At 45.9% G+C, this 23,500-nt stretch carries 21 protein-coding genes; 12 read left to right on the top strand and 9 right to left on the bottom strand.

Annotated elements, in window-relative coordinates:
- Positions 1-78: 78 nt before the first annotated feature.
- Positions 79-927 (top strand): Spy/CpxP family protein refolding chaperone, encoded by an 849-nt coding sequence (locus PATL_RS05025; RefSeq protein WP_011573869.1) that lies wholly within the window; start codon positions 79-81, stop codon positions 925-927.
- 150 nt (positions 928-1,077) lie between these two features.
- On the opposite strand, the gene PATL_RS05020 is transcribed toward PATL_RS05025, so the two are convergent.
- The 3 genes from PATL_RS05020 to argE all read right to left on the bottom strand — a co-directional run bounded on the left by PATL_RS05020 (position 1,078) and on the right by argE (position 3,856).
- On the bottom strand, positions 1,078-1,485 hold the full coding sequence (locus PATL_RS05020; RefSeq protein ID WP_011573868.1) for a methylglyoxal synthase: 408 nt from the start codon (positions 1,483-1,485) through the stop codon (positions 1,078-1,080).
- A 62-nt stretch (positions 1,486-1,547) separates the two neighbouring features.
- Positions 1,548-2,711 (bottom strand): Kelch repeat-containing protein, encoded by a 1,164-nt coding sequence (locus tag PATL_RS05015; RefSeq protein ID WP_232283288.1) that lies wholly within the window; start codon positions 2,709-2,711, stop codon positions 1,548-1,550.
- Entirely contained in the window at positions 2,711-3,856 is a 1,146-nt protein-coding gene (gene argE / locus PATL_RS05010) for an acetylornithine deacetylase (protein ID WP_011573866.1), read from the bottom strand. Before argE ends, PATL_RS05015 begins: the two co-directional genes overlap by 1 nt.
- Before the next feature lie 340 nt (positions 3,857-4,196).
- On the opposite strand from argE, the gene argC reads away from it, so the two are divergent.
- From argC to PATL_RS04970, 8 genes are all read left to right on the top strand, one after another.
- The gene (gene argC, locus PATL_RS05005) at positions 4,197-5,225 is read left to right on the top strand and encodes an N-acetyl-gamma-glutamyl-phosphate reductase (protein WP_011573865.1); all 1,029 of its coding nucleotides are present in this window, start codon (positions 4,197-4,199) and stop codon (positions 5,223-5,225) included.
- Positions 5,222-5,995, top strand: coding sequence for an acetylglutamate kinase (argB, locus tag PATL_RS05000; RefSeq protein ID WP_011573864.1), 774 nt, complete (start codon positions 5,222-5,224; stop codon positions 5,993-5,995). The genes argC and argB overlap by 4 nt, the downstream gene beginning before the upstream one ends.
- Positions 5,996-6,004: 9 nt before the next feature.
- Positions 6,005-6,922: an ornithine carbamoyltransferase gene (locus PATL_RS04995; RefSeq protein ID WP_011573863.1), complete on the top strand. Its 918-nt coding sequence runs from the start codon at positions 6,005-6,007 to the stop codon at positions 6,920-6,922.
- A gap of 35 nt (positions 6,923-6,957) precedes the next feature.
- A complete protein-coding gene (locus PATL_RS04990; protein ID WP_011573862.1) occupies positions 6,958-8,196 on the top strand; it encodes an argininosuccinate synthase in 1,239 nt (412 codons plus the stop codon).
- On the top strand, positions 8,196-9,572 hold the full coding sequence (gene argH / locus PATL_RS04985) for an argininosuccinate lyase (RefSeq protein WP_011573861.1): 1,377 nt from the start codon (positions 8,196-8,198) through the stop codon (positions 9,570-9,572). The genes PATL_RS04990 and argH overlap by 1 nt, the downstream gene beginning before the upstream one ends.
- 23 nt (positions 9,573-9,595) lie before the next feature.
- Positions 9,596-10,906, top strand: a complete 1,311-nt coding sequence (gene argA, locus PATL_RS04980; protein WP_011573860.1) for an amino-acid N-acetyltransferase — start codon at positions 9,596-9,598, stop codon at positions 10,904-10,906.
- 77 nt (positions 10,907-10,983) lie between these two features.
- Positions 10,984-11,334: a HopJ type III effector protein gene (locus PATL_RS04975; protein WP_011573859.1), complete on the top strand. Its 351-nt coding sequence runs from the start codon at positions 10,984-10,986 to the stop codon at positions 11,332-11,334.
- 65 nt (positions 11,335-11,399) lie between these two features.
- Positions 11,400-11,807: a YkgJ family cysteine cluster protein gene (locus PATL_RS04970; protein ID WP_011573858.1), complete on the top strand. Its 408-nt coding sequence runs from the start codon at positions 11,400-11,402 to the stop codon at positions 11,805-11,807.
- 69 nt (positions 11,808-11,876) lie between these two features.
- Here PATL_RS04970 and PATL_RS04965 read toward each other — a convergent pair whose 3' ends face one another.
- Genes PATL_RS04965 through zwf form a run of 5 tightly spaced genes read right to left on the bottom strand, consistent with a single transcriptional unit; the run spans position 11,877 to position 17,503 of the window.
- Entirely contained in the window at positions 11,877-12,524 is a 648-nt protein-coding gene (locus PATL_RS04965; protein WP_006990598.1) for a bifunctional 4-hydroxy-2-oxoglutarate aldolase/2-dehydro-3-deoxy-phosphogluconate aldolase, read from the bottom strand.
- Between the two features lie 5 nt (positions 12,525-12,529).
- Positions 12,530-13,483 (bottom strand): glucokinase, encoded by a 954-nt coding sequence (locus tag PATL_RS04960; RefSeq protein ID WP_011573857.1) that lies wholly within the window; start codon positions 13,481-13,483, stop codon positions 12,530-12,532.
- A gap of 2 nt (positions 13,484-13,485) precedes the next feature.
- Positions 13,486-15,309, bottom strand: coding sequence for a phosphogluconate dehydratase (gene edd / locus PATL_RS04955; protein ID WP_011573856.1), 1,824 nt, complete (start codon positions 15,307-15,309; stop codon positions 13,486-13,488).
- A 9-nt stretch (positions 15,310-15,318) separates the two neighbouring features.
- Positions 15,319-16,011, bottom strand: coding sequence for a 6-phosphogluconolactonase (pgl, locus tag PATL_RS04950; RefSeq protein WP_011573855.1), 693 nt, complete (start codon positions 16,009-16,011; stop codon positions 15,319-15,321).
- Position 16,012: 1 nt separating this feature from the next.
- Positions 16,013-17,503, bottom strand: coding sequence for a glucose-6-phosphate dehydrogenase (gene zwf / locus PATL_RS04945; RefSeq protein WP_011573854.1), 1,491 nt, complete (start codon positions 17,501-17,503; stop codon positions 16,013-16,015).
- Between the two features lie 275 nt (positions 17,504-17,778).
- On the opposite strand from zwf, the gene PATL_RS04940 reads away from it, so the two are divergent.
- Complete coding sequence (locus PATL_RS04940) at positions 17,779-18,633, top strand: MurR/RpiR family transcriptional regulator (protein ID WP_006990603.1); 855 nt, start codon at positions 17,779-17,781, stop codon at positions 18,631-18,633.
- 339 nt (positions 18,634-18,972) lie between these two features.
- Positions 18,973-20,409 (top strand): pyruvate kinase, encoded by a 1,437-nt coding sequence (gene pyk, locus PATL_RS04935; RefSeq protein ID WP_041713364.1) that lies wholly within the window; start codon positions 18,973-18,975, stop codon positions 20,407-20,409.
- A gap of 77 nt (positions 20,410-20,486) precedes the next feature.
- Here the strand turns inward: pyk and PATL_RS22630 are convergent, their stop codons facing one another.
- Positions 20,487-20,639 (bottom strand): hypothetical protein, encoded by a 153-nt coding sequence (locus PATL_RS22630; RefSeq protein ID WP_157043394.1) that lies wholly within the window; start codon positions 20,637-20,639, stop codon positions 20,487-20,489.
- Between the two features lie 226 nt (positions 20,640-20,865).
- Between PATL_RS22630 and PATL_RS04930 the strand changes: the two genes are divergently transcribed.
- A complete protein-coding gene (locus tag PATL_RS04930) occupies positions 20,866-23,475 on the top strand; it encodes a TonB-dependent receptor plug domain-containing protein (RefSeq protein ID WP_011573852.1) in 2,610 nt (869 codons plus the stop codon).
- Positions 23,476-23,500 lie beyond the last annotated feature (25 nt).

Here is a 23,500-nt window from a genome sequence, read left to right as displayed (position 1 = left end):
TCTTTACACTGGCTTTGCGTTTCTTTGCGCTGGTGGTGCTAACCTTTTTTTGTATTTCACTATAGTAAGGCATATTCAGTGCGAACGTTAAAATCATTATTTACCCCCATCGCCGTTGCTTTGGCATTCCTGTTGACTCAGCATGTCGCTATTGCAAAACCTTCGCCGCATAATGGCCAAATACCCTTACGCCCAATTTTAAAAAAGTTAGATTTAACCGGCGCACAACGTCAAGACGTTCGATTACTGTTAAAACAAAACCGTGCGACAAAAGATACCTATCAGCCAGACCAAAGATCTATGCGTGAGAGCTTACGCAATTTAATACAAAGTGATGTATGGGTTCAAAGTGAAATAAGCAGCGCTATTCATGCTGAACAACACTTACAAAATCAGCTAATGTGGCTGGATATTAAAACTCAGCAGCAAATTTGGCAGATTTTAGACGATGGCCAGAAAGAAGCGTTCTTGGTCGAATTAAATGCTAAGCAGCAAGAAAAAGGACATGCCGCCAAGTTACAGCAGAGCAAAACACGGGGTAACAGCATACCCATCATGTCTGAGGCACAACGCCAAGCAGCGCACTTCGAAACACTTAACCTAACCGAGGAGCAACAAGCTCTATTTAAAGCACAACGCGCTGCTGAAGAAGCGGATAAAGAAGCAAACAAATTTGCTAGGGAGACATTTGAGGCACAAGTTATTGCGATAGTGACCAGTGAAAGTCTGAGCGAAACTAGTTGGACAGCCTTACAAGCCGAAACCGAAGTACGGCGCTATGAACATGCTCTTACTAGGGCTAAAAATCAGCACACGTTTTGGAATGCACTGACCAGCGAACAACAGATAACACTCCATAGAATGATGGAAAGTCGGCATAAACGAGAGAGTAAAAAGCGTAATTCATTTGGAAAAGCCGATAGCTAACGTTCAACTTTTTGTAATAAGTGTGCTTGCTAGGTTTTTTTCCGCTTATGCACCGCATCTTATAAAACGACTTTAACGCGACTTTTATCCTTGCGATTAAAAACTGTGACAAAGCGACTCTCCCTGAGTCACTCTATTTTTTGTTATACCTTAAAACTCCGGCACTGCCCGCTCGTATAATCCCTCGATAAATAGCGGCGAGGTGATCAACATATCCGCTGTAGAAGTGTTACACGCTACCGGCAAATTCCATACTGAGCACAAACGCAACAGCGCTTTTACGTCTGGGTCATGGGGGGCTGGGTTCAAGGGATCCCAAAAGAAAATCAAAGCGTCTAACTTACCTTCGGCGATCAATGCCCCTATTTGTTGGTCGCCGCCTAGTGGGCCGCTCTTATATCGCGTAACGGGCAAGTTTAACGCTTCTTGTAGTAAGCCCCCTGTCGTGCCTGTCGCCACTAAGTTATGTTTTTCTAGCTCTGCTTTATGCTCTAGTGACCAGCGGATAAGCTCTGGCTTTTTATGATCATGCGCGACCAGCGCTAACGTCTTTTGCATACCTTCCTCAATAAATCTTTTTTAAAAATCGTTTTGTGAAATCACAGTAGCGCTGTAGCGCCCTATAAATCGATGCGATGTACAGCGTTTGATACTTTTTGCTGCTCTATCATTCCACCTAGCGTGACAAAATGCTTATTTTCCCCTATGCCCACGGCCAATAAGCCCCGGTGATCCATAGTAGGCGAGTCCGTGTGGGAGACATTCCAACTCGACTGAGTAAAGTCGTAGCGCCACACCTCATTGCTCGGACTTGATGGCTCACCATCGTAACCCGTGCCGTTATAATTGTATGGGTTATCTGAACCGCCCACGAAGATGGCTGAATTACTGGCAACATTACCGGTTGCAGCCATACGATAACGTGCACTCGATGTAGGGTGCGCTACTGTGCGCCAATCAATTTTTTTGATATCACTCTTGTCAATCGTTCCGTGGTAGCAAGCTGGTTCTGCGGAAAACGTACGCCGTTTATCTGGTTGAGCATCCACCTTAACGCCATCACAAAGCATAATATTTTCCCCCACAATCGCACCTGCATGACCGAAAACGGGATTACCTAAAAAAGGCGAACCTTGATGCCATGAATCTGTTTTCACATCGTAAATTTGGACTAAATTGACGTTACCGTCATTATGCCAACCGCTAATCAGATATACGTAACGTTGCTGAAAAACGAGTGCGACTGCATCGTCCACGGGCACTGGCGTCTGAGCTATGGGGTAGTAGGTATCCGTAACAACGTCATAGCGAAAGTTGTCTGGGCTTGACACTTCATTATGCGCAGCATCAACGGTGTAACCACCAAACAAAAGTGCCATATCGCCTACACCAACGGCAATACTGGCTAAGCGACCAGACTGGGGTAAACTCGACGGCACCGGTGATTTTTGTTGCCAAGCTTTGCTTGGCGTAAATGACTCACCTGCAAGTTCAAGGGCCCACACTTTGTTGTGAACATCGTCATGCGTTTTACCAGCTCCTAGCCCCATGAAAGATAACAAAAAATGACCATTTTCAGTATCGACTTTGACCACCGCATTGTTGGTAACTGGTTCAGGCATTGCTGGGTAGCGTCCCTTTATCTTTGATTCAGCGTTAGCATTTTGTCCCCCAATTGCACTTGCCGATAAAATCATTACCGCCGCCCCCAGTGATTTTATGAAAAGGCTTACTGACGTTGCTGAATTAACTCGTTGTGCCATGTCCTGAATCAACTCGGCCATTAAAAGCAGACCTGCTTGATGAAGTTACGCAGTAATGTGACGGTTGGGTCAACATAATGCAACGAGATGAACTCATCTGGTTGATGGGCCTGATCAATACTGCCAGGGCCTAATACAATGGTGTCGCAGCCTAATTGATTGATAAATGGCGCTTCGGTGGCGTAATTAGCACTGACAGGATCAAAGCCCGTTAGTTTTTTGGCCAATTCAAGAATACCCTGCTCATTTCGACAACCAAAAGCTGGCGCTGTTTCGTACATCGCCTCACGAGTAATGCGCTGTGGGTATTTTTGCATCAGCGGGGCAAGTGCTTCGTCAATCATGGCAATGGCTTCTTCGTCACTTAGTGAGGGAATAGCGCGCAAATCAAAATTTAATTGGCAGTGTCCGCAAATACGGTTTTCCCCATCGCCCCCGTGAATATGCCCGAGATTCATAGTCACCTCTGGCACGCTGAAGGCATCATCTCTATGATTTTCAGACAACTGTTGTTTTAAAGCGATAAGTTTCCCTATGGCTTGGTACATGATCTCAATCGCATTGACCCCTTTTGCTGGATCGCTTGAATGCCCTGCTTTACCTTGAATATTCAGGCTATGCCCCATATGCCCTTTGTGCTTAAAGATCGGCTTAAGTTCTGTGGGCTCACCGATGATCGCCATGTCTGGCTTAATCAATTGTTGCTCCACAAAAAACCGCGCTCCCGCCATGGACGTTTCTTCATCTGCAGTAGCCAAAATATACAAAGGCTTCTTTAAGTCTTTTAGAGGAATGTCTTGAATCGCTTCTAAGATGAATGCAAAAAAACCTTTCATGTCACAGGTGCCTAAACCGTATAACTTGCCATCGTTTTCTTGTGCTTTAAAAGGGTCAAATTGCCATTTATTGTCGTCAAAGGGCACAGTATCCGAATGGCCGGATAGTAGTAGCCCCCCCTCACCACTGCCAATTTTAGCTAGCATGTTGTACTTATTTCGCGCATTGGGCACTTGTTGAATACTTATGTGGAAATTGTAGTCTTTAAACCAGCCCGCTAGCAGATCGATAATGGCGCGGTTTGATTGGTCTAAATCTGCACTAAAGGCGCTAATAGAGGGAGTATTGATGATATGTGCATAACGTTCTAAAAAAGACAAAGACGGCATAAGCCTCCCTTTAAATAATTATTCATTTTATTTGCATAAATATATAACACATGGCATGCTTATCGCCAACATGATTTAGCCACTTTGCAAATACATATTTGGTCTAGATTATTTAGACATAATATCTTAATTCGGTTTAATTTCGCATATGATTTCAATAACGTCACAATTCGATTCCCTGCCTAGCTTCGCCAGCATGTTGTATCGACGATAAGTCGAGGTCTGTAGCGTTTAGCTCACCCAGACCTTTAGTATTTGCTAAAGGTCTTGGGTGATTTTTTATTTTTGTCACCTTCATTTAGTAACATTAAGTCACACGACTATTAGAGATATACGTTTTATGATCAAAACTTGTATTGTCGGCGCCAGTGGATATACCGGTGCCGAATTAGCCTCTTTAATTCATCGCCACCCACGCTTTGAATTAAACGCCTTATATGTATCAGCCAAAAGCCAAGATGCTGATAAAAAGCTCGGAGACGTACACGGTTATCTATTCGGGCAAATCAATTTGCCACTGATCCCGTTAACCGACGACGTTTTGCATTCGCTTTCAAACGAAATGGACGTGATTTTTCTAGCGACCCCCCATGAGGCAAGTCATGATTGGATGCCAGTACTATCATCGGGCAAAGCCAAAGTGTTTGACTTATCAGGGGCGTTTAGACTCAAAGACCAACAGGTTTTTGCGGACTACTATGGTTTTGCTCATGAGCAAGCGGCCAGCTTAAAGCAAGCCGTCTACGGTCTCGCGGATTGGTTTGCAGAGGATATTAAAAGCGCTGATATTATTGCCGTTCCAGGTTGCTACCCAACAGCGTCGCTGAGTGCATTAAAGCCCTTACACGAAGCGGGCTTAATCGCTGATGGTCATTTACCTATTATTAATGCTGTGTCTGGTGTGTCTGGTGCTGGTCGTAAAGCAGCCATGGGCAGTAGTTTCTGCGAAGTTAGCCTGCAAGCTTATGGTGTACTAGGTCATCGTCATCAACCTGAGATCAGCGCCTACTTAGGTCGTGAAGTCATATTCACTCCTCATCTGGGTAATTTCAAACGGGGAATTTTGGCAACCATTACCGTCAAAGTAAACGCTGATGTAGACGCAGGTGCCGTTGCAAACGCATTCAGTCATGCCTATCAGAACCACCCCATCGTGCGTATTCGCGATACTTGGCCCAAGTTGGATGATGTTGTAGGCACACCCCACTGCGATTTATTCTGGAAGCTTGATACCCAAAAAGGTTACTTGGTTGTGACCAGTGCCATCGATAACCTACTGAAAGGCGCGGCCTCTCAAGCGGTACAATGTGCCAACCTTCGCTTTGGGTTCGCATCACAACTTGGCTTAGTGCACGAGGTGTCAGCATGAACCCGTTAGTCATAAAGGTCGGTGGCGCTTTCATGCAAGCCACCGCCGAAGCGTTACAATTGCTGACGGTTATTAAGCAACTTCAGCAAAGTCGCCCAGTCGTACTCGTGCATGGCGGCGGCCCTATGGTTGAGCAGTTGTTGCAAGCTCTGCAATTTACCAGTACTAAAGTGAATGGTTTACGCGTCACGCCGCCTGAGCATATGCCTTATATTACGGGCGCTTTGGCGGGGACTGCCAATAAGCAACTTTGTGCTTTTGCCATTCGCGCTAACACCACACCAGTCGGGTTATGCTTGGCTGATGGCGCTATGACAAGCTGCTCTGTGCTCGATCCTGCCCTTGGTGCAGTGGGCGTAGCGAAAGCAAATTCACCGACTATGTTGAATTTATTGCTCGAGGCGAATATCCTGCCGATTATCAGCTCCATAGGTGCCGATGAAAAAGGCAATTTACTCAATGTAAATGCCGATCAAGCGGCAACGGTTATTGCTCAGCTGTTAAATGCTGACTTGTTGTTGCTATCGAATGTGCCTGGTGTGCTCGATCACAATAAAAACCTGATAAACCAACTTACGGCTAAAGGCATTGCCGAATTAGTCGAATCAGGCGTGATCATAGATGGGATGCAAGTAAAAGTGGATGCCGCACTCGATGCAGCAACAAGCTTGCAGCGCCCCATCACGATTGCCAGTTGGCAAACACCAGAGCAACTCTTAGGATTGCTGGCGGGTGAACCCGTTGGCACTACCATAATCCCAAATATTTAAGGTACCTCCATGAAAAAGGATCTACTGTCGTTCACTGATTGGTCTGCTAAAGACCTCAATGCACTCTTGCAACTGGCCGTCACCATTAAGAATAATCCAGCTGACTACCGCCAAGCCTTGGCAGGTAAATCAATTGTTGCCTTATTTGAGAAACCGTCACTGCGCACCCGAGTGAGCTTTGATATAGGTATCAACAAACTAGGCGGGCACCTTGTTTATTTAGACAGCCAGTCAAATAAATTAGCAGGCCGTGAAGACGTGAAAGACATGGGTAACAACCTTGCCTGTTGGGCTGACGCTATTGTTGCACGGGTTTTTGCGCACTCAACCTTAGAAGAATTAGCCAGTTCAGCCAAAGTACCTGTTATCAACGCACTGTGTGATATGTACCACCCGTGCCAAGCCATGGCCGACTACTTAACCTTAACCGAACGTCTTGGCGATTTGAGCAAAGTTAAACTAGCGTATATCGGTGATGGTAATAACGTCACTCACTCTTTGATGATTGTGGGCGTGACGTTAGGTTGCGAGGTGGTTGTCATTACCCCTCCTGGCCATGAAGTAGACCCTGCTATTGTCACGCTTGCTCAGCAAAAAGCCGAGCAAAATGGTGGCAAATTAGTTATCAGTCACGACGTTGAAGCGGCTAACGGTGCTCATGCACTTTATACTGACACATGGATTTCGATGGGCGATGACACCCCACTTGAGACCATCAAACAAGCGTTTGGCAAATACAAAATCGATGAAGCGATGATGCAGTCAACTGGTGCTCAATACGTTATGCACTGCCAACCTGCCCATCGCGACTTAGAAATTAGCGGCACCTTAATTGATTCAGAGCAATCTATTTTGATGCAGCAAGCAGAAAACAGAATGCACGCCCAGAATGCCATTTTAGTGCACCTTCTTGGCGGCGCAGCTTAACCCCATTTAACACTTTTAATTTTTAGGTACAGACAATGAGCAAGAAAAACATCAAAAAAGTAGTATTAGCCTATTCAGGTGGTTTGGATACATCAGCCATCATTCCTTGGTTGAAGGAGAACTATGACTGTGAAGTTATCGCGTTCGCAGCTGATGTAGGTCAAGGGGACGAGGAACTAGAAGGTCTACGTGAAAAAGCCATCAAAACCGGCGCCAGCGAATGCTATATCGTGGACTTAAAAGACGAATTTGTATCTGACTACATCTACCCCACTATTACTACAGGCGCAGTATATGAAGGTCAGTACTTACTTGGTACATCAATGGCGCGCCCTATTATCGCCAAAGCACAAGTTGAAATCGCCCGTAAAGTAGGCGCAGATGCACTTTGCCACGGTTGTACAGGTAAAGGTAATGACCAAGTACGTTTCGAAGGCACCTTTGCTGCACTCGCACCTGAGCTAACCGTTATTGCTCCTTGGCGTGAGTGGGACATGGTATCACGTGAAGATTTATTGGCTTATTTGGCCGAGCGTGACATTAAAACCACAGCGTCAGCCACCAAAATCTACAGCCGTGATGCAAACGCATGGCATATCTCACACGAAGGCGGTGAGCTTGAAGATCCTTGGTGCGAGCCAACCAAAGAAGTATGGACCATGACCGTTTCTCCTGAAGATGCGCCGAATACACCTGAGCGTGTTGAAGTCAGCTTCGAACATGGCCGCATGGTAAAAGTAAACGGTGAAGCCCTTAGCCCTTACCAATGCTTGGTTAAATTGAACGAGCTTGCTGGTGCACACGGCGTGGGTCGTATCGATATCGTAGAAAACCGTTTAGTGGGCATGAAGTCACGTGGTTGTTATGAAACCCCAGGCGGAACAGTTATGCTTGCGGCTTACAAAGCCCTTGAAAGCCTAGTGTTAGACAAAGCTGCGCTTAAATACCGTGAGCAAATCGGTTTAGAGTTCTCACATGTTATGTATGACGGCCGTTGGTTCACCCCCCTAAACGATGCACTGCTCGCCGGTGCAGCAAGCTTTGCTGACAAAGTAACGGGCGACATAGTCGTTAAACTGTATAAAGGCCAAGCAACGGTAACCCAGCGCCGTTCACCAAACAGCTTGTACTCTGAAGATTTCGCTACCTTTGGTGCGGATGACGTATACGACCAAAGCCATGCAGAAGGCTTTATCCGTCTTTATAGCTTGTCTAGCCGCATCAGCGCGCTAAACAAAGAAGGCATTCCGTTCAAAAACACAGGTATCGAATAATGAGCTTGTGGGGCGGACGTTTTCAAGATGGCAGCAGTGCGATGTTTCGCACTGTTAACGATTCACTGCCATTCGACAGAGTATTGGCGAGCCAAGATATTCGCGGCTCAATAGCATGGGCACGTGCCATTGCAAAAGCGGGGGTACTGAACCAAGACGAGCACCAACAGCTTGAAGAAGCCCTTAAAGCCTTGTTGGTCAAAGCGGATGCCGGTGAGCTCGATTTTGACGCCAGCAGTGAAGAAGATATTCACAGCTTTGTAGAAGCAACCTTAATCGAGCAACTCGGCGATGTGGCGCGCAAATTACACACTGGCCGCAGCCGTAACGACCAAGTTGCCACGGATTTTCGTTTATGGACCCGTGAACACGTTGATTTACTGGTTGAGGATGTTGAAGCGGTTATTGCGTCATTAGTGGGTAACGCTGATGTCAATCAAGACGTTATTTTACCTGGCTACACCCACTTGCAGCGTGCTCAACCGGTGCGCTACCCGCACTGGTGCTTGGCCTATGTTGAAATGCTAAAACGCGATTTGAGTCGTCTGCATGACTTAAAAGCCCGTTTGAATCAGTGTCCTTTAGGTAGCGGTGCACTTGCTGGCACAACCTACCCTATCGACCGTCAAGCGATTGCCGAAGAGCTTGGTTTTGACAGCCCGTGCATCAACAGCCTTGATGCGGTATCTGATCGTGATTACGTGCTAGAGCTTCTTTTTGTCGCCAGTACCAGCATGATGCACTTGTCGCGTATGGCGGAAGATTTAATCTTCTACAACTCAGGCGAGGCAGGTTTTATACAGTTAGGTGACGCGGTTACTTCTGGTTCATCCTTGATGCCTCAGAAGAAAAACCCTGATGCATTAGAGCTGATGCGCGGTAAATGTGGGCGAGTGTTCGGTAGCTTACAAGCCTTGCTTGTGACCATGAAAGGTCTGCCCCTTGCGTATAACAAAGATATGCAAGAAGACAAAGAAGGCTTGTTCGACGCGACGAATCAATGGCATATCTGTTTACGCATCGCTTGTGAAGTGGTTGATAGCATCAAACTTGATAGCGAGCGCTGCGCGAAAGCCGCCCGTGAGGGTTATGCTAATGCGACTGAGCTCGCTGATTACCTTGTCGATAAGGGGATTCCGTTTAGAACCGCCCACGATATTTCTGGCCGAGTCGTGCTGGACGCCCTCGAAAAGAAAAAGGCCATTGAAGAGCTCACTATCGCTGAGCTTAAAGTGTATTCAGACGTTATAGAAGAGGATGTCTACCCTGTTCTACAACTTGAATATTTGGTCAACAAGCGCGACATCTTGGGTGGAACGGGCATTAAGCCTGTACTCGAAGCGCTGGCTAATGCTAAAGCATCGTTCAAAAAATAGCGATGTAAGTGTAAGGAAAACACGTGGTACTTTCACACAACGACAGCGTAAAGCTATTTCGCAATTCGGCGCCTTACATCAATGCGCACAGGGGTAAAACCTTCGTATTGATGTTTGGTGGTGAAGCAGTTGAAGATGCAAACTTTGCCAACATTATTCAGGATATCGCCTTGCTTAACAGCTTAGGTGTACGCTTGATACTGGTACACGGCGCGCGACCGCAAATTGATCAACGTGCCGTCTGGCGTAAAGTAGAACCGCGTTTTTCAGAAGACGTGCGGATCACAGATAAGCAAACCCTTGAGTGCGTGAAAGATGCTGCGGGCTCTGTGCGCTCACAAATTGAAGCCTTGCTCACCATGGGCTTGGCTAATTCACCTATGCACGGCGCGCAAATTCGAGTGTGCTCCGGTAATTTAGTGGTGGCTATGCCTATCGGCGTGCGTAACGGCGTGGACTTCGAGCATACTGGTTTGGTACGTCGGGTTGATGTTACTGGCATAAATGACCATCTTGACGATGGCTCAATTGTATTACTGCCACCTATGGGCTACTCCCCCACTGGTGAAGTATTTAACTTAAGCCACGAAGATGTAGCGACTAACGCAGTTAAAGCGTTGAATGCTGACAAGCTGATTATCTTTACGGAAAAAGATGGCCTTGTAGATGAAACAGGCCGTTTGCTGCGCAATATTCAGCTCAACTCTTTGTACCCTATGCTAGAGCAAGCACATTTACAGCAAGAAAAGCACAGCATTCAAACGATTATCGACAGTCTGGAGTCAGGCGTCAGCCGTTGCCATTGTGTTAGTTACGGCCAAGACGGCGCGCTATTGCAAGAGCTTTTCACTCGAGATGGCGCAGGCTCGCTTATTTCGCAAAGCTATTACGAGCAGATACGTACGGCGACCATTGAAGATGTGGGCGGTATTCTAAACCTCATCAACCCGCTGGAAGAGAAAGGTATTTTGGTGAAGCGCTCCCGTGAAATATTAGAGCGTGAAATCGAACAATTCACCATCATTGAACGTGACGGCATGACCATAGCCTGTGCGGCGCTGTACCCTTATTTAGAGGAGCAATGCGGCGAGCTAGCGTGCGTAGCAACGCATACTGATTACCGTGGTGGAAATCGTGGTGAACGCCTTTTAAGCGCCATCTGTGAACAAGCAAAGTTACAGGGGTTAACCTCGATATTTTGCTTGACTACAGTGACCTCTCACTGGTTTCAGGAACAAGGCTTCGTACGAGCCACACTCGATGATTTACCCGCTAAAAAGAAACAACTATACAATTTTCAGCGTAACTCAAAAGTCTTTGTGTTAACGCTGTAATCTACGCAAAACATGTATCTACACAAGCAGCTTCCTTCGAAGCTGCTTTTCTATTTCTCATTTTATTTAGGACTAATATGACCATTCAAAATCTGATCACCCAAGTGCGTACCCAACCACAAAGTGTTGAGTTCAGCCAAGTGATTAATACGATACAACAACACTACCGATACACAGCAACCGCATTCACCAATGGTGACGTGGTCAATGAAAAAGGCAGCAATGAAGGTTCATGCAAGATTTTTTACTTTGCGCAACTCAATCAATTAACGGAAACTGAAACATTGCACTTATTTGGTACCTTTTACCGCAACGATGTATTGCAGCACCCTGACGCCAACGATCACGGTAATATCAGAAATTTTATGAATACAGGTTGGCAGGGAATTAAATTCGAGTCCGCTGCACTGTCTCCATTAACAGCATAAGTCTCATAAAGCTTGCTAAGATTGTTTGTTTCCCCCATCCATCATCAAATAGCGGTTAAGCGAGCATGAAAGAGTGTACCCAGTGCGGAAAGTGTTGCACCCAATACGGTGATGGCGGCTTGTCTGTCACCGACAGCGAAATCGATATGTGGGAGCTGTTTCGACCGGATATCGCTCAGTACGTTAAAAAAGGCTTGATTTGGGCCAGCCCAGACACGGGCAAGTTGCTGAACCATTGCCCCTTCTTACGCGTCGTGCCAGCAGACAAAACCATTGAGAACAGCAAAGATATTTATACTTGCGATATCTATTTCGATCGCCCTGATGACTGTCGGTATTACCCGGTCACCGTAAAACAAATGATCAACGACGAATGTGAAATGCTGGAAGATAACGACTTGGATGATCCAGTAAAGGCTCAGCGAGAGCTCGATATATTGATGAAAGACAGCCGCCCAGCATTTGATAAATAATCCTCAGGGCAAATCGGCAGACACAAAAAAGGCCACTTTCGTGGCCTTCTTAATCATCTAAACGATGAATTAAATACCGGCTGCGCCAGCAACGGCTTGTTTAGCCAGCTCAGTAATACGATCCCAATCACCCGCTTCAACAGCATCGTCAGGTGCTAACCAAGAGCCTCCTGCACAACGCACGTTAGGCAATGATAAATACTCAAGGTAATTAGTTGGGCTTATGCCACCTGTTGGGCAAAACGCGATGTCAGGGAATGGTCCACCGATCGCTTTAATGGCTTTAACGCCACCGGAGGCTTCAGCTGGGAAGAATTTAAAGTGGGTATAACCGAAGTCAATTCCGCGCATTAATTCAGAAATAGAAGAGATACCAGGAATGAGCGCGATACCGCCTTTATTACCTGCATCCAATAAGTCAGATGTCATACCAGGGCTTATTGCGAACATAGCACCCGCCGCTTCAACTTCAGCTAATTGCTTAGCATTCGTTACCGTACCTGCACCTATGATGGCATCTGGCACTTCAGTCGCGATAGCTTTGATTACGTCCAGTGCTGCTTCTGTGCGCAATGTCACTTCCAATACACGAATACCGCCAGCAATTAATGCTTTAGCAAGAGGGACCGCATGCTTTACATCTTTGATCACCAATACAGGAACCACTGGTCCTTGACTGAATACATCTTGAGACGAAACTTTCCAATTTTTTGTCATTGTAGTTAACCTTTATAATGCTGTTGTAGGTATGCCATGGCACCAATCAAACCGTGATCGGGCTCGGTAATAATGTATGTAGGTATGCCAGCTACGTAATGACGAAACCGGCCTTTTGCTTCAAAGCGTGCGCGAAATTCACTTTGTTGAATAAACTCAACAAATCGAGAGGCGATCCCGCCACCGATATAAACACCACCGCGTGTACATAAGTTAAGGGCTAAGTTGCCAGCGAAACTTCCCATAATGCGACAGAACTGTTCTAGTGTTTCACGGCACAATGAGCAACTGTTATCAATTGCTCTAGAGGTTATATCTGCTGCGTCGCTATACTCTGACGGCACATTTCTGGCCGCAGCCAACCCCTCATAAATATGAACAATCCCTCGTCCTGACATCACTTCTTCTGCTGAGGCGTGGCCTAGCTTTTTGGTCAAAAAGCGCAGAATCGCAATGTCATTTTCATCGACAGCTGAAAAATCAACGTGTCCACCTTCCCCATCAAGCGCTTTCCATTTGCCATCGGTACAAGTTAGATGTTCCACACCTAGGCCAGTACCAGGTCCAAAAACGGCTATATTGGCACCGGGTATCGCTGCCCCTTGCCCAATTTGCACTTTTTGGTCCTCGCCTAGCAAAGGCAGAGAATGAGCCACTGAGGTGAAATCATTGATCACGCCCAACCAACTTAAACCCAAATCACCCTGTACTTCTTTAATAGAAAAAGCCCAGTAGTGATTGGTCATTTTGACGTGGTCACCTTCTACAGGACAGGCAATGGCCAAACAACCAGCAGCGAATTGGGTTGCGGGAAACTCTGAAAAATACTGTTTTATTGCGTCATTCAAAGTGGCAAAATCAGCACACAAGTATTTGCGAATGTCAGCGATTTGTCCGTTAACGACCTGCGCCAAACGAATATTAGTGCCACCAATATCCGCAACAAAATTAGTTGTCACGATTAATCATCCTGTCCGACGAAAAGAGAACAAGCACCTTGCTCGGCACCCGTTAACGTTGAGCGCATACCGGCAAACATTTCGCGGCCCATACCCACCTGATGAGAGGCAACGTCAGTCACTTTCGCTTCTCGAGCGGACAATTCAGCTTCATCTACGTGCAGTGTCATGTGGCCAGTTTCTGTATCCAATTCGATGATATCACCGCTGTTTACCTTAGCGATTAAGCCACCTTTTACCGCTTCAGGTGTTAAGTGAATCGCGGCTGGCACTTTGCCTGAAGCACCTGACATACGTCCGTCAGTCACTAAAGCAACTTTATAACCTTTGTCTTGCAGTACACCAAGAGGAGGCGTAAGACTGTGAAGCTCTGGCATACCAATAGCTGACGGCCCTTGGAAGCGCACAACCACGATGCAATCTTTGTCTAAATCACCGGCTTTGAACGCCGCTGCTAGTTCGAATTGATCTTCAAATACAACTGCAGGGGCTTTGATTTTGCAATGAGGCTCACGCAGAGCTGACGTTTTCATTACCGCACGACCTAGGTTACCGGTTAATACCGATAAACCGCCGTCTGGCTTAAATGGCTTTTCAACACTGGCAACCACTTCTTTATCGAATGACTCAGTTGGGCCATCTCGCCAAACCAGTTCACCATTTTCAAGCATTGGCTCTTGGGTATAACGCTCAAGGCCATCGCCACAAATAGTTTTCACGTCGTTGTGTAGCAAGCCTGCATTCAATAATTCTCTGAACAATAACGCCATACCGCCAGCAGCAGTGAAGTGGTTAATATCAGCAGAGCCATTGGGATAAATGCGGGTAAGCAAAGGAACAGCATCTGAAATATCAGAGAAGTCATCCCAGTTAATGGTATAGCCAGCAGCTTTAGCAACGGCAACCAAGTGCATAGTGTGGTTAGTTGAGCCGCCAGTGGCTAGTAAAGCAACTAAACCATTGACGATAGCTTTCGCATCAACAATGTGACCGATTGGGCGGTAATCTTCACCTAGATCAGTGATGCGCGTCACTTGACGTGCAGCTGCATCGGTTAAGGCTTCACGCAATGGCGTGCCTGGGTTAACGAACGATGAACCCGGTAAATGCAAGCCCATGGTCTCAACCACCAATTGATTACTGTTAGCGGTACCGTAAAAAGTACAAGTGCCCGCAGAGTGATAAGACTGAGACTCAGCCTCAAGCAATTCTTCACGGCCCACTTTGCCCTCAGCGTACATTTGACGCACTCGGGCTTTCTCTTTATTTGGAATACCTGATGGCATAGGGCCAGCAGGGACAAAAATGGTCGGTAGATGACCGAAGCTTAATCCACCGATCAATAATCCGGGCACGATTTTGTCACATATGCCGAGCATCAATGTGCCGTCAAACATGTTATGCGACAATGCCACCGCCGTTGACATGGCAATCACGTCTCGGCTCATTAGGCTTAAATCCATACCAGCGTTACCTTGGGTAACGCCATCACACATTGCAGGTACGCCACCGGCAAATTGCGCCACGCTGCCCACTTGCTGAATGGCCTTCTTAAGAATTTCTGGATAATCGTGGTAAGGCTGATGTGCAGATAACATGTCGTTGTACGATGAAATAATCGCAATGTTCGACTTTGTCATGCTACGCAAGTCGGCCTTATCTTCAGCACCACATGCTGCAAAACCGTGCGCCAAGTTACCACACGACAACGTGCCACGATGTGGCCCCTGTAAACGGGCTTTTTCAATTTTGTCTAAATACGCCTTGCGCGAGCCTTGGCTGCGCTCAATGATGCGTTGGGTGACTTCTTGAATAATAGAATTCATATTTTTCTCCTAGGGAGCCCACATTAATTCGACATCGGCGTTATTTATCACCGCGCGAATGGGCATTTCGTGCTCATCGCCACCTTTTATCGCTTTGTCCAGTACCTGTTTTTTACTGTCCCCTGTTAAATGCAAAAATACATTTTTACTGTTTAACAGTGCGGGTAAGGTCAACGACATGCGTTGGTTCGGTGCGGTCGTAGGTTGTACAGCAATGTACGTACGACGCGCGCCCTGGTCTAAACCTTGGTGGATCTGATCTGAACATGGGAACAAAGAAGCAGTATGCCCGTCTTCCCCCATGCCCAGGATCAATACATCGAAAGGAGTATGTAATTTGGCAAGATTTGCGGTGCAGGTTTCAACCGCATCTTTAGCATCTTCGTGCTCGGTTTTAAGGCCAACAAAATTGGCAGCTGCTGCGTTGTTTTGCAGTAACTCTCGACGCACCATTTTTTCATTGCTGGCGTCATCGTCTGTTTCTACCCAGCGCTCATCGGCTAAGCTGATGTCTACTTGGTTCCAGTCGAGTTCCACTTTTGATAACGAGTTGAACAACGCTTTAGGTGTTCGTCCACCAGAAACAACCAAGCTCGCTCGGCCATTCTCATTGATGCCATCTTTCAAAATATCGACGATACGCTGTGCGAATGTAGAATTAAGTTCATCAGTTGATTGAAAGTTATTTTCAGTTAGTGACATATTATTTCTTTCCTATTCTGCTTTCGTACCATGCTCGGTTTTCACGGGCGAGTAGAGCGATTGAGGCCACTGGTCCCCACGTGCCGGCTTGATAAGGCTCAGGCGGCTCATTGGTGTGTTTCCAAGCATCGATAATGCCGTCAACCCACTTCCAAGCAAATTCCACTTCATCACGGCTAACGAACAAGGCTTGATTACCCAGCATCACTTCAAGCAGTAATTTTTCGTATGCATCAGCGATACGATCATCTTGGAACGCCTCAGAGAAACTCAAGTTCAAACGTGATTTCTGCAAATCCATACCGCTAGTCCCTGTCAAACCAGGAACTTTGTTCATGACTGTGACTTCAACGCCTTCATCCGGCTGCAAGCGAATGGTGAGCTTGTTCGGTGGCAATTGTGCGAAACTGTCTTCAAATAAGTTATGAGGCTGGCGTTTAAAATAAATAACCACTTCACTGGTTTTGTTCGGCAGGCGTTTACCCGTGCGTAAATAGAACGGCACACCGGCCCAACGCCAGTTATCAATGTCCACATTTAGCGCTACAAAAGTTTCTGTTTCACTACGTGGGTTTGCATCCGGTTCGTCCAGATAACCAGGCACTTCTTTGCCCTTCACAAAACCACCAATATATTGTCCACGAACACTTTTCTGATTGATATTGGTTGAGTTGATGGGGCGTAACGCTTTTAAGACTTTTAATTTTTCACCGCGAATACTGTCAGCATCCAAAGTTGTTGGCGGTTCCATGGCAATCAATGTCAAAATTTGCAACAAGTGGTTTTGGACCATGTCGCGCATTTGTCCAGCGGTGTCAAAATATCCCCAACGCCCTTCAATCCCCACCGATTCAGCCACGCTGATCTGTACATGATCGATACTGTTGTGATCCCAATTGGTCGCGAAAATAGAGTTCGCAAAACGCAGCGCAATCAGGTTCAAAACCGTTTCTTTACCTAGGTAGTGATCGATACGATAAATTTGTGACTCATCGAAGAACTCAGCGACCTGATCGTTAATCACCTTAGAGGACGCTAAATCGTGGCCAATCGGCTTTTCAAGAACGACGCGCATGCTTTTATCGATAACGTTTGCCGCTTTAAGGCCACGGCAAATATCACCGAAGATAGAAGGAGGCGTAGCGAAGTAGCAGACCATGGTGCGTGAGGCATCAACATGCTCACCGAAGACGCTGTAACTTTCTGCGTTTTTCATATCGACGCACACATAATCTAATTTAGCGGAGAAACGCTCCCATGTTTCATCACAAAGGGTCTCGCCACTAAACTGTTCAATATTTTCTTTTACAAGTGCTACGTAGTCTTGCAAGCTGATGTCGTCTCGGGCTACCCCTAAAATCGATGTTTCAGCGTGCATGAGTTCTGCTTTCTCTAACTGGTAAAGCGACGGAAGTAATTTGCGGCGAGCTAAGTCACCTTTAGTACCAAATAGAACAAAGTCGCACGGGGCGGATGAATTATCTAACGTCATTGTGTTTAACCTGCTAATTAATAAAACTGCGTGATTGGAATTGGGCTAATAATAACACTTCAATCATGACTTATCTTTGCCCACAGTTAACAACAAATGTTGTAATTTTACAACGTTTGTTAAGAAAAGGCGACGCTTTCTGTGCCTCCTCTGCCTTAAAAACCGAGTATTTCACCGATTTTTGTCAAAAAGTTACAAGAAGGTTACCAAGTTTGCTGTCGACAATGCTATTCTTGTGCCTACTTCATGATTTTAGTTAAAAATTCTGTGGGCATATGAATATTCTTGAAAAAATAACTCAGCATAAATTAGCGTTCAGCAAGTCAGAACGTAAGGTCGCCGAAGTCATTTTGGCCAACCCTCAAGTCGCTATCCATAGCAGCATCGCCACCTTGGCTAAGATGTCTGATGTCAGCGAGCCCACTGTTAATCGTTTTTGCAGACGCTTGGATACCAAGGGGTATCCTGATTTTAAATTACACCTGGCCCAAAGCCTCGCGAATGGCACCCCTTACGTTAATCGACACGTTGAAGAAGATGATGGCCCAGAGGAATACACCAAAAAGATTTTCGAATCGACCATGGCCTCACTCGAGGTTGCCCGCCAATCGGTTGATATCAATACGATCAACAGAGTGGTAGATTTGTTGACACAGGCGCAAAAAATTTCCTTCTTTGGCCTTGGCGCCTCAGCGTCGGTCGCTCATGATGCCCTCAACAAGTTCTTTCGTTTCAATGTTCCGGTTGTCTATTTTGAAGATATTTTAATGCAGCGTATGAGCTGTATGAACTCATCTGAAGACGATGTTGTTGTGCTTATATCTCACACTGGTCGCACAAAAAGCTTAGTGGAAGTCGCACAAATTGCCCGCAGTAATGATGCTACCGTGGTAGGCATTACCTCGCAAAATAGTCCCTTGGCGAAAGAGTGTAATTTAGTTTTGTCATTAGAAGTGCCTGAAGATACAGACATGTATATGCCTATGGCATCACGTATTGCTCAGCTAACGTTAATCGATATATTAGCGACAGGCTTTACTTTACGAAGAGGTACTAAATTCCGCGAAAACTTGAAACGAGTTAAAGATACCTTGCGAGGCTCTCGTTACGATAAGCGGAATGAACAGTAGGTAAATTTTACAAAAAAAGCGCCTTAATAACCCTGATTGGTCTGACCTCAGCCGATTTAACGCGCTTTAATAGCTTTTTTTGTTAAAAAATTTCACAATAATGACTTATTAATCTAATATTTTCGTAATTAAATTACGAAACAGTAATTAATCTGTCAGATTCACTTGCTATAATCACACACTGATAGCCGTAAGTTTAATGTCAAATTCGATGATGTGCGACTGAGTATATTATCTGGTCTATCGTTAATCTGCTGACACAAAATTGTTATACCCGTACACAATCTTTATTACCTGCATTCCTGAAACAGTATGCGCCACAACCAGAGCAAATTACCTATGTTAAGACGAACCAAAATTTTAGCTACATTGGGCCCAGCAACAGACACAGTTGAACAAATTGAGGGCATAGTTCAAGCCGGAGCAAACGTTGTTCGCATGAACTTCTCTCATGGCACGGCACAAGACCACATTGACCGTGCGGATAAAGTGCGTCAGGTAGCAAAGAAACTTGGCAAATACATCGCTATTTTGGGTGATTTGCAAGGTCCTAAAATCCGTGTGGCTAAATTTAAAGAAGGTTCGATCATTCTTGCTTTAGGTGACAAGTTCATTCTTGATGCTGATATGGGTCGTGATGAAGGCGACCAAGCTGCTGTTGGTATTGATTACAAGGCACTGCCTAAAGACGTGAACACTGGCGACATTCTTTTGTTAGATGACGGCCGTATTCAGCTTAAAGTAATGGAAGTACAAGGTAATAAAGTTCATACGCAAGTCACGGTTGCAGGTAAGTTGTCGAACAACAAAGGGATCAACCGCCTAGGTGGCGGCCTTTCAGCGGAAGCGTTAACTGAGAAAGACAAAGAAGACATTAAGACAGCCGCAATTATCGGCGTTGATTACTTAGCTGTATCTTTCCCGCGCTCAGGCGATGATTTACGTTATGCACGCCAGCTAGCGGAAAAAGCGGGTTGTCACGCAATGATTTGCGCCAAAGTGGAACGTGCTGAAGCGGTTGCCACTGACGAAGCCATTGACGACATTATTGAAGCATCAGATGCGGTCATGGTTGCTCGTGGCGACTTAGGTGTAGAAATTGGTGATGCTGAGCTAGTGGGTGTGCAGAAGAAATTGATTGCCCGTTCTCGTCAGCTAAACAAAGTGGTTATTACAGCCACTCAAATGATGGAATCAATGATCACCAGCCCAATGCCTACACGTGCTGAAGTCATGGATGTGGCTAACGCAGTATTAGATGGTACAGATGCCGTGATGTTATCGGCTGAAACCGCTGCCGGGGATTTTCCAGTAGAGACAGTGGCAGCAATGGCCCGTGTTTGTGTGGGTGCAGAAACCCACCCAAGTGTTAAGATTTCTAAGCATCGCATGGACGAAAGCTTTGGCTCTGTGAGCGAAACATTAGCACTGAGTGCCGTTTACGCCGCAAACCATTTAAGCACAGTGAAAGCCATTGTTGCTTTAACAGAGAGTGGTAGCACACCGCGTTTGATGTCTCGTATCACGACTTCATTGCCGATTTACGCTTTGTCACGTCATGAGTCAACGTTAAATATTATGGCGCTTTACCGTGGCGTTAAGCCGGTATTCTTTGACTCTCGTGGCAGTAGCCCGGGCGAGTTAACCAAAGACGTGGTTGCTATCATGAAAGAAAAAGGCATGCTTGAAACAGGCGATCTCTTTATCATGACTTATGGCGATACCATGGAAACCGTAGGCGGCACCAATGCGTGTAAGATTGTAGCGGTTAGCTAAGCGGCTCTAGCAGCTATATCAGCAAACTAAATTTGAAGCCGGGACGAATAATATTTGTCCCGGCTTTTTTATGCTCTTTAATTTAGCCAAATATCACCAATCCCCTGCATCAACACATTGCCCACATAAAGCGCTATCCCAGGCATGAATTTCTTCTCCATAAGTAACCTTTTAGACCCATAGTTTATTGATAAGCTGACGTGTAAGAACGCCTGCTGAACCTGCAACATTTCAAATCTCCTTAGCGAGTTGATTAACACCAGTGCCGTCCATTATGAATCACACCCACCTTGTATGAGGTGGTTTTTTTTACCTAAAATTGTTGCAAAATCAATATCATGTCGCTTAGGATAGGAATTGTCACTAGGGTAATTAATGCCACATACCCGCCAAGAAAGAAGTGTTCTTACTTCTTATTTAAAACACTAAAAAAATATAATTAATCCAGGAACATACATGAAATTTAATCACTTAAAACTCACGGTGGTAGCCGTTGCTGTCGCATCCAGTTTGCAGGTTCATGCTCAAAGCAATTCCGATACCAGCATTGAAAGAGTAGAAGTAACAGGCTCGCACATTCGCCGAGGCGACTTAGAAGGCCCCTCTCCTGTCACGTCCTTGTCCGCTGAGGAAATTGCCAACACAGGGGTCACTGATTTAATTGGCTTGTTTACTAAGTTACCCATTGCTGGGCAAGGCACGTTTTCAACCCAAGGCAACAGTAGTGACGGCACAGGTAATGGCGGCTCTAGTGTTTCTCTGCGTGGACTCGGAGCCGATTCAACCCTGATATTGGTTAACGGTCGACGAGTCTCTGTATCGCCTTTTGCCAACTCGATCGATACCGCCTTCGTGGATATCAATAACATTCCCTTATCAGCCATCAAGCGAGTAGACATTTTAAAAGACGGAGCCTCAGCTACCTATGGCTCTGACGCCATCGCTGGCGTTATCAATATCATCATGAAAGACGATTTCGACGGTTTAGAATTGTCGGGAAAATATGGTGATACCGCTGATGGAGGAGGTGCAGAATCAAACGCAAGTTTGCTGTTTGGTACTAGCTCTGACAAATCTAGCCACACCTTTGTATTAGATTATTTCGATAGAGAAGAAATACTCTATGCGGATCGTGATTACGCAAGCTCATCTAATCAGTCCGCTCTTAGGCCAAATGATCCCTACGCGACTGATTTCAGAAGCTCAGCTGGCTACCCTGGGACCATTGCCCTTGCCTCGGATTCCACAGTGCGCTTACCTGACACTTTTGGAAATGATGTATGTCCAGCTGACCAAATAGTGGGGGATTTATGTCGTTATGATTATGCACCGTTTAGTTCGTCGATACCGGCATCAGAGCGCGTTAGCTTTATGTACATGGGTAAGTTTGAGATCAATGACGATGTACGCGCATTTATCGACTTAAACGGACAAAACTCAAAAACCACGATCCGTGGTGCTGGTAGCCCAAGCTTCAATGAATTGTTTATGTCAGGGGACAATATTAATCACCCCTTTGCTGACGACCCTACACATCCTTTCTATCAACAAGATTTAACTATGCGCCGACGCACAGTTGAAATAGGCAACCGAGAAAAACGAGTGGATTCTGATTATTATCGCACGGTAATGGGTCTTGAAGGTGGGTTCGGTGACTGGGATTGGGAAGTCGCTTACAGTTATATTAAAAGTGATTCAATTGAGAGAGGTGTTAATGGCTTTCCTAACTCTCGACGCACCCAAGAAGCCATAGACAGTGGTTTATGGAACCCCTTTGAGCCTTCAAGCAATTCCCAAGAAGCACTCGATTACATTGAAACTCAAACGACTCGCTATGGTAAGTCCACCAGTAAATCGTTTGATGCTCAAGTGTCAGGTCCGATCATGAATATGTCAGCCGGCGAATTGATGTTGGCAGTTGGCGCTGAGTATCGAGAGCAAGAGATCAGTGATAATCCAGATGATCAGTTCATACGAGGCGAAGTGTTTGGCACTGAAGCAACCCAGGCCAACGGCGAACGGGACAACACGGCTGTATTCGCTGAACTTGCGATCCCTGTCACAGAAACCTTCAATGTTCAGTTAGCCGTGCGCCACGAAGATTATAGCGATTTTGGCACAACGACTGATCCCAAAGTGGCTTTTATCTGGACACCGATGGATGAATTGTCTATCCGAGGCTCTTATGGCACCGCCTTCCGTGCGCCGTCTTTACATCAAATTGGGCTGGGCAGCACGGATGAGTCACCTAACTTAGTCGATAATGTTCGTTGTGATGCAGTGGGCAATGTTAATAAGGCCTGTGAGCCACAAGAGTACACTGCGGTGTTAACTGGCAACCCCGACCTTGGCCCTGAGGAGTCAGAAAGCTATAACTTTGGTGTTATTTATGAAATCACCCAAAGCATTGATTTTTCGTTAGATTATTACAATTATGACATTGAAAATGTGATCAATAAAGACACCCAATTTAAGTTTACCACCCAAGGGAGTAATCCAGAGGTGGTGGAACGATTGCCATCTAATATTCCAGGCGACCCAGGGGAAGTAGTACGTATCTTCGACCAGTTCGAAAATTTAGGGAACATCAAAACCTCAGGTCTTGACCTTGATTTAGGCTATAAAACTGAAACTTCGTTAGGTGACTTTAAGATTAACTACATTTTAAATTATGTATTGAACTATGAAGATATTCGCACTGGTGGTCGCATTGATACCCAAGAAGGACAGTTCGAACAACCCGAAGTGCGCTGGACAACTGCAGGGTCTTGGGTAAAAGACGACTGGAGCGCGAATGTTGCGGTTAACTACATCGGCGAATTTGAACAAGATGCCTCGGTGCGAGTGCAATCCGACGGCACAATATTGCCTGATATTGATTCTATGATCACAGTAGACACAACCGTTAATTTCAGCGGCATAGACAATACAATATTAACCCTTGGGGCAACTAACCTGTTCAATGAAGAGCCTCCCTTTAGCTACCACGATTATATGGGGCATGTAGTGGGCACCCATAACTCGCAAGGTCGCTTCGTGTACGTGCAAGCAACTTATAAGTTCTAAATTAGCAAGTGTATCCACTCGCTAT

Source organism: Paraglaciecola sp. T6c, from assembly GCF_000014225.1.
In the GTDB taxonomy this organism is placed as follows: Bacteria; Pseudomonadota; Gammaproteobacteria; order Enterobacterales; family Alteromonadaceae; genus Paraglaciecola; species Paraglaciecola atlantica_A.
Note: the sequence above shows the minus strand (reverse complement) of the source record. Positions and strands in the feature narration are given on the sequence as shown.

Excerpts from the sequence above, each read along its gene's own strand:
- PATL_RS05020 (WP_011573868.1), bottom strand. The coding sequence starts at position 1,485 with ATGCAAAAGACGTTAGCGCTGGTCGCGCATGATCATAAAAAGCCAGAG.
- PATL_RS05015 (WP_232283288.1), bottom strand. The coding sequence starts at position 2,711 with ATGGCCGAGTTGATTCAGGACATGGCACAACGAGTTAATTCAGCAACG.
- argE (WP_011573866.1), bottom strand. The coding sequence starts at position 3,856 with ATGCCGTCTTTGTCTTTTTTAGAACGTTATGCACATATCATCAATACT.
- argC (WP_011573865.1), top strand. The coding sequence starts at position 4,197 with ATGATCAAAACTTGTATTGTCGGCGCCAGTGGATATACCGGTGCCGAA.
- argB (WP_011573864.1), top strand. The coding sequence starts at position 5,222 with ATGAACCCGTTAGTCATAAAGGTCGGTGGCGCTTTCATGCAAGCCACC.
- PATL_RS04995 (WP_011573863.1), top strand. The coding sequence starts at position 6,005 with ATGAAAAAGGATCTACTGTCGTTCACTGATTGGTCTGCTAAAGACCTC.
- PATL_RS04990 (WP_011573862.1), top strand. The coding sequence starts at position 6,958 with ATGAGCAAGAAAAACATCAAAAAAGTAGTATTAGCCTATTCAGGTGGT.
- argH (WP_011573861.1), top strand. The coding sequence starts at position 8,196 with ATGAGCTTGTGGGGCGGACGTTTTCAAGATGGCAGCAGTGCGATGTTT.
- PATL_RS04975 (WP_011573859.1), top strand. The coding sequence starts at position 10,984 with ATGACCATTCAAAATCTGATCACCCAAGTGCGTACCCAACCACAAAGT.
- PATL_RS04970 (WP_011573858.1), top strand. The coding sequence starts at position 11,400 with ATGAAAGAGTGTACCCAGTGCGGAAAGTGTTGCACCCAATACGGTGAT.
- PATL_RS04965 (WP_006990598.1), bottom strand. The coding sequence starts at position 12,524 with ATGACAAAAAATTGGAAAGTTTCGTCTCAAGATGTATTCAGTCAAGGA.
- edd (WP_011573856.1), bottom strand. The coding sequence starts at position 15,309 with ATGAATTCTATTATTCAAGAAGTCACCCAACGCATCATTGAGCGCAGC.
- pgl (WP_011573855.1), bottom strand. The coding sequence starts at position 16,011 with ATGTCACTAACTGAAAATAACTTTCAATCAACTGATGAACTTAATTCT.
- zwf (WP_011573854.1), bottom strand. The coding sequence starts at position 17,503 with ATGACGTTAGATAATTCATCCGCCCCGTGCGACTTTGTTCTATTTGGT.
- PATL_RS04940 (WP_006990603.1), top strand. The coding sequence starts at position 17,779 with ATGAATATTCTTGAAAAAATAACTCAGCATAAATTAGCGTTCAGCAAG.
- pyk (WP_041713364.1), top strand. The coding sequence starts at position 18,973 with ATGTTAAGACGAACCAAAATTTTAGCTACATTGGGCCCAGCAACAGAC.
- PATL_RS22630 (WP_157043394.1), bottom strand. The coding sequence starts at position 20,639 with ATGTTGCAGGTTCAGCAGGCGTTCTTACACGTCAGCTTATCAATAAAC.
- PATL_RS04930 (WP_011573852.1), top strand. The coding sequence starts at position 20,866 with ATGAAATTTAATCACTTAAAACTCACGGTGGTAGCCGTTGCTGTCGCA.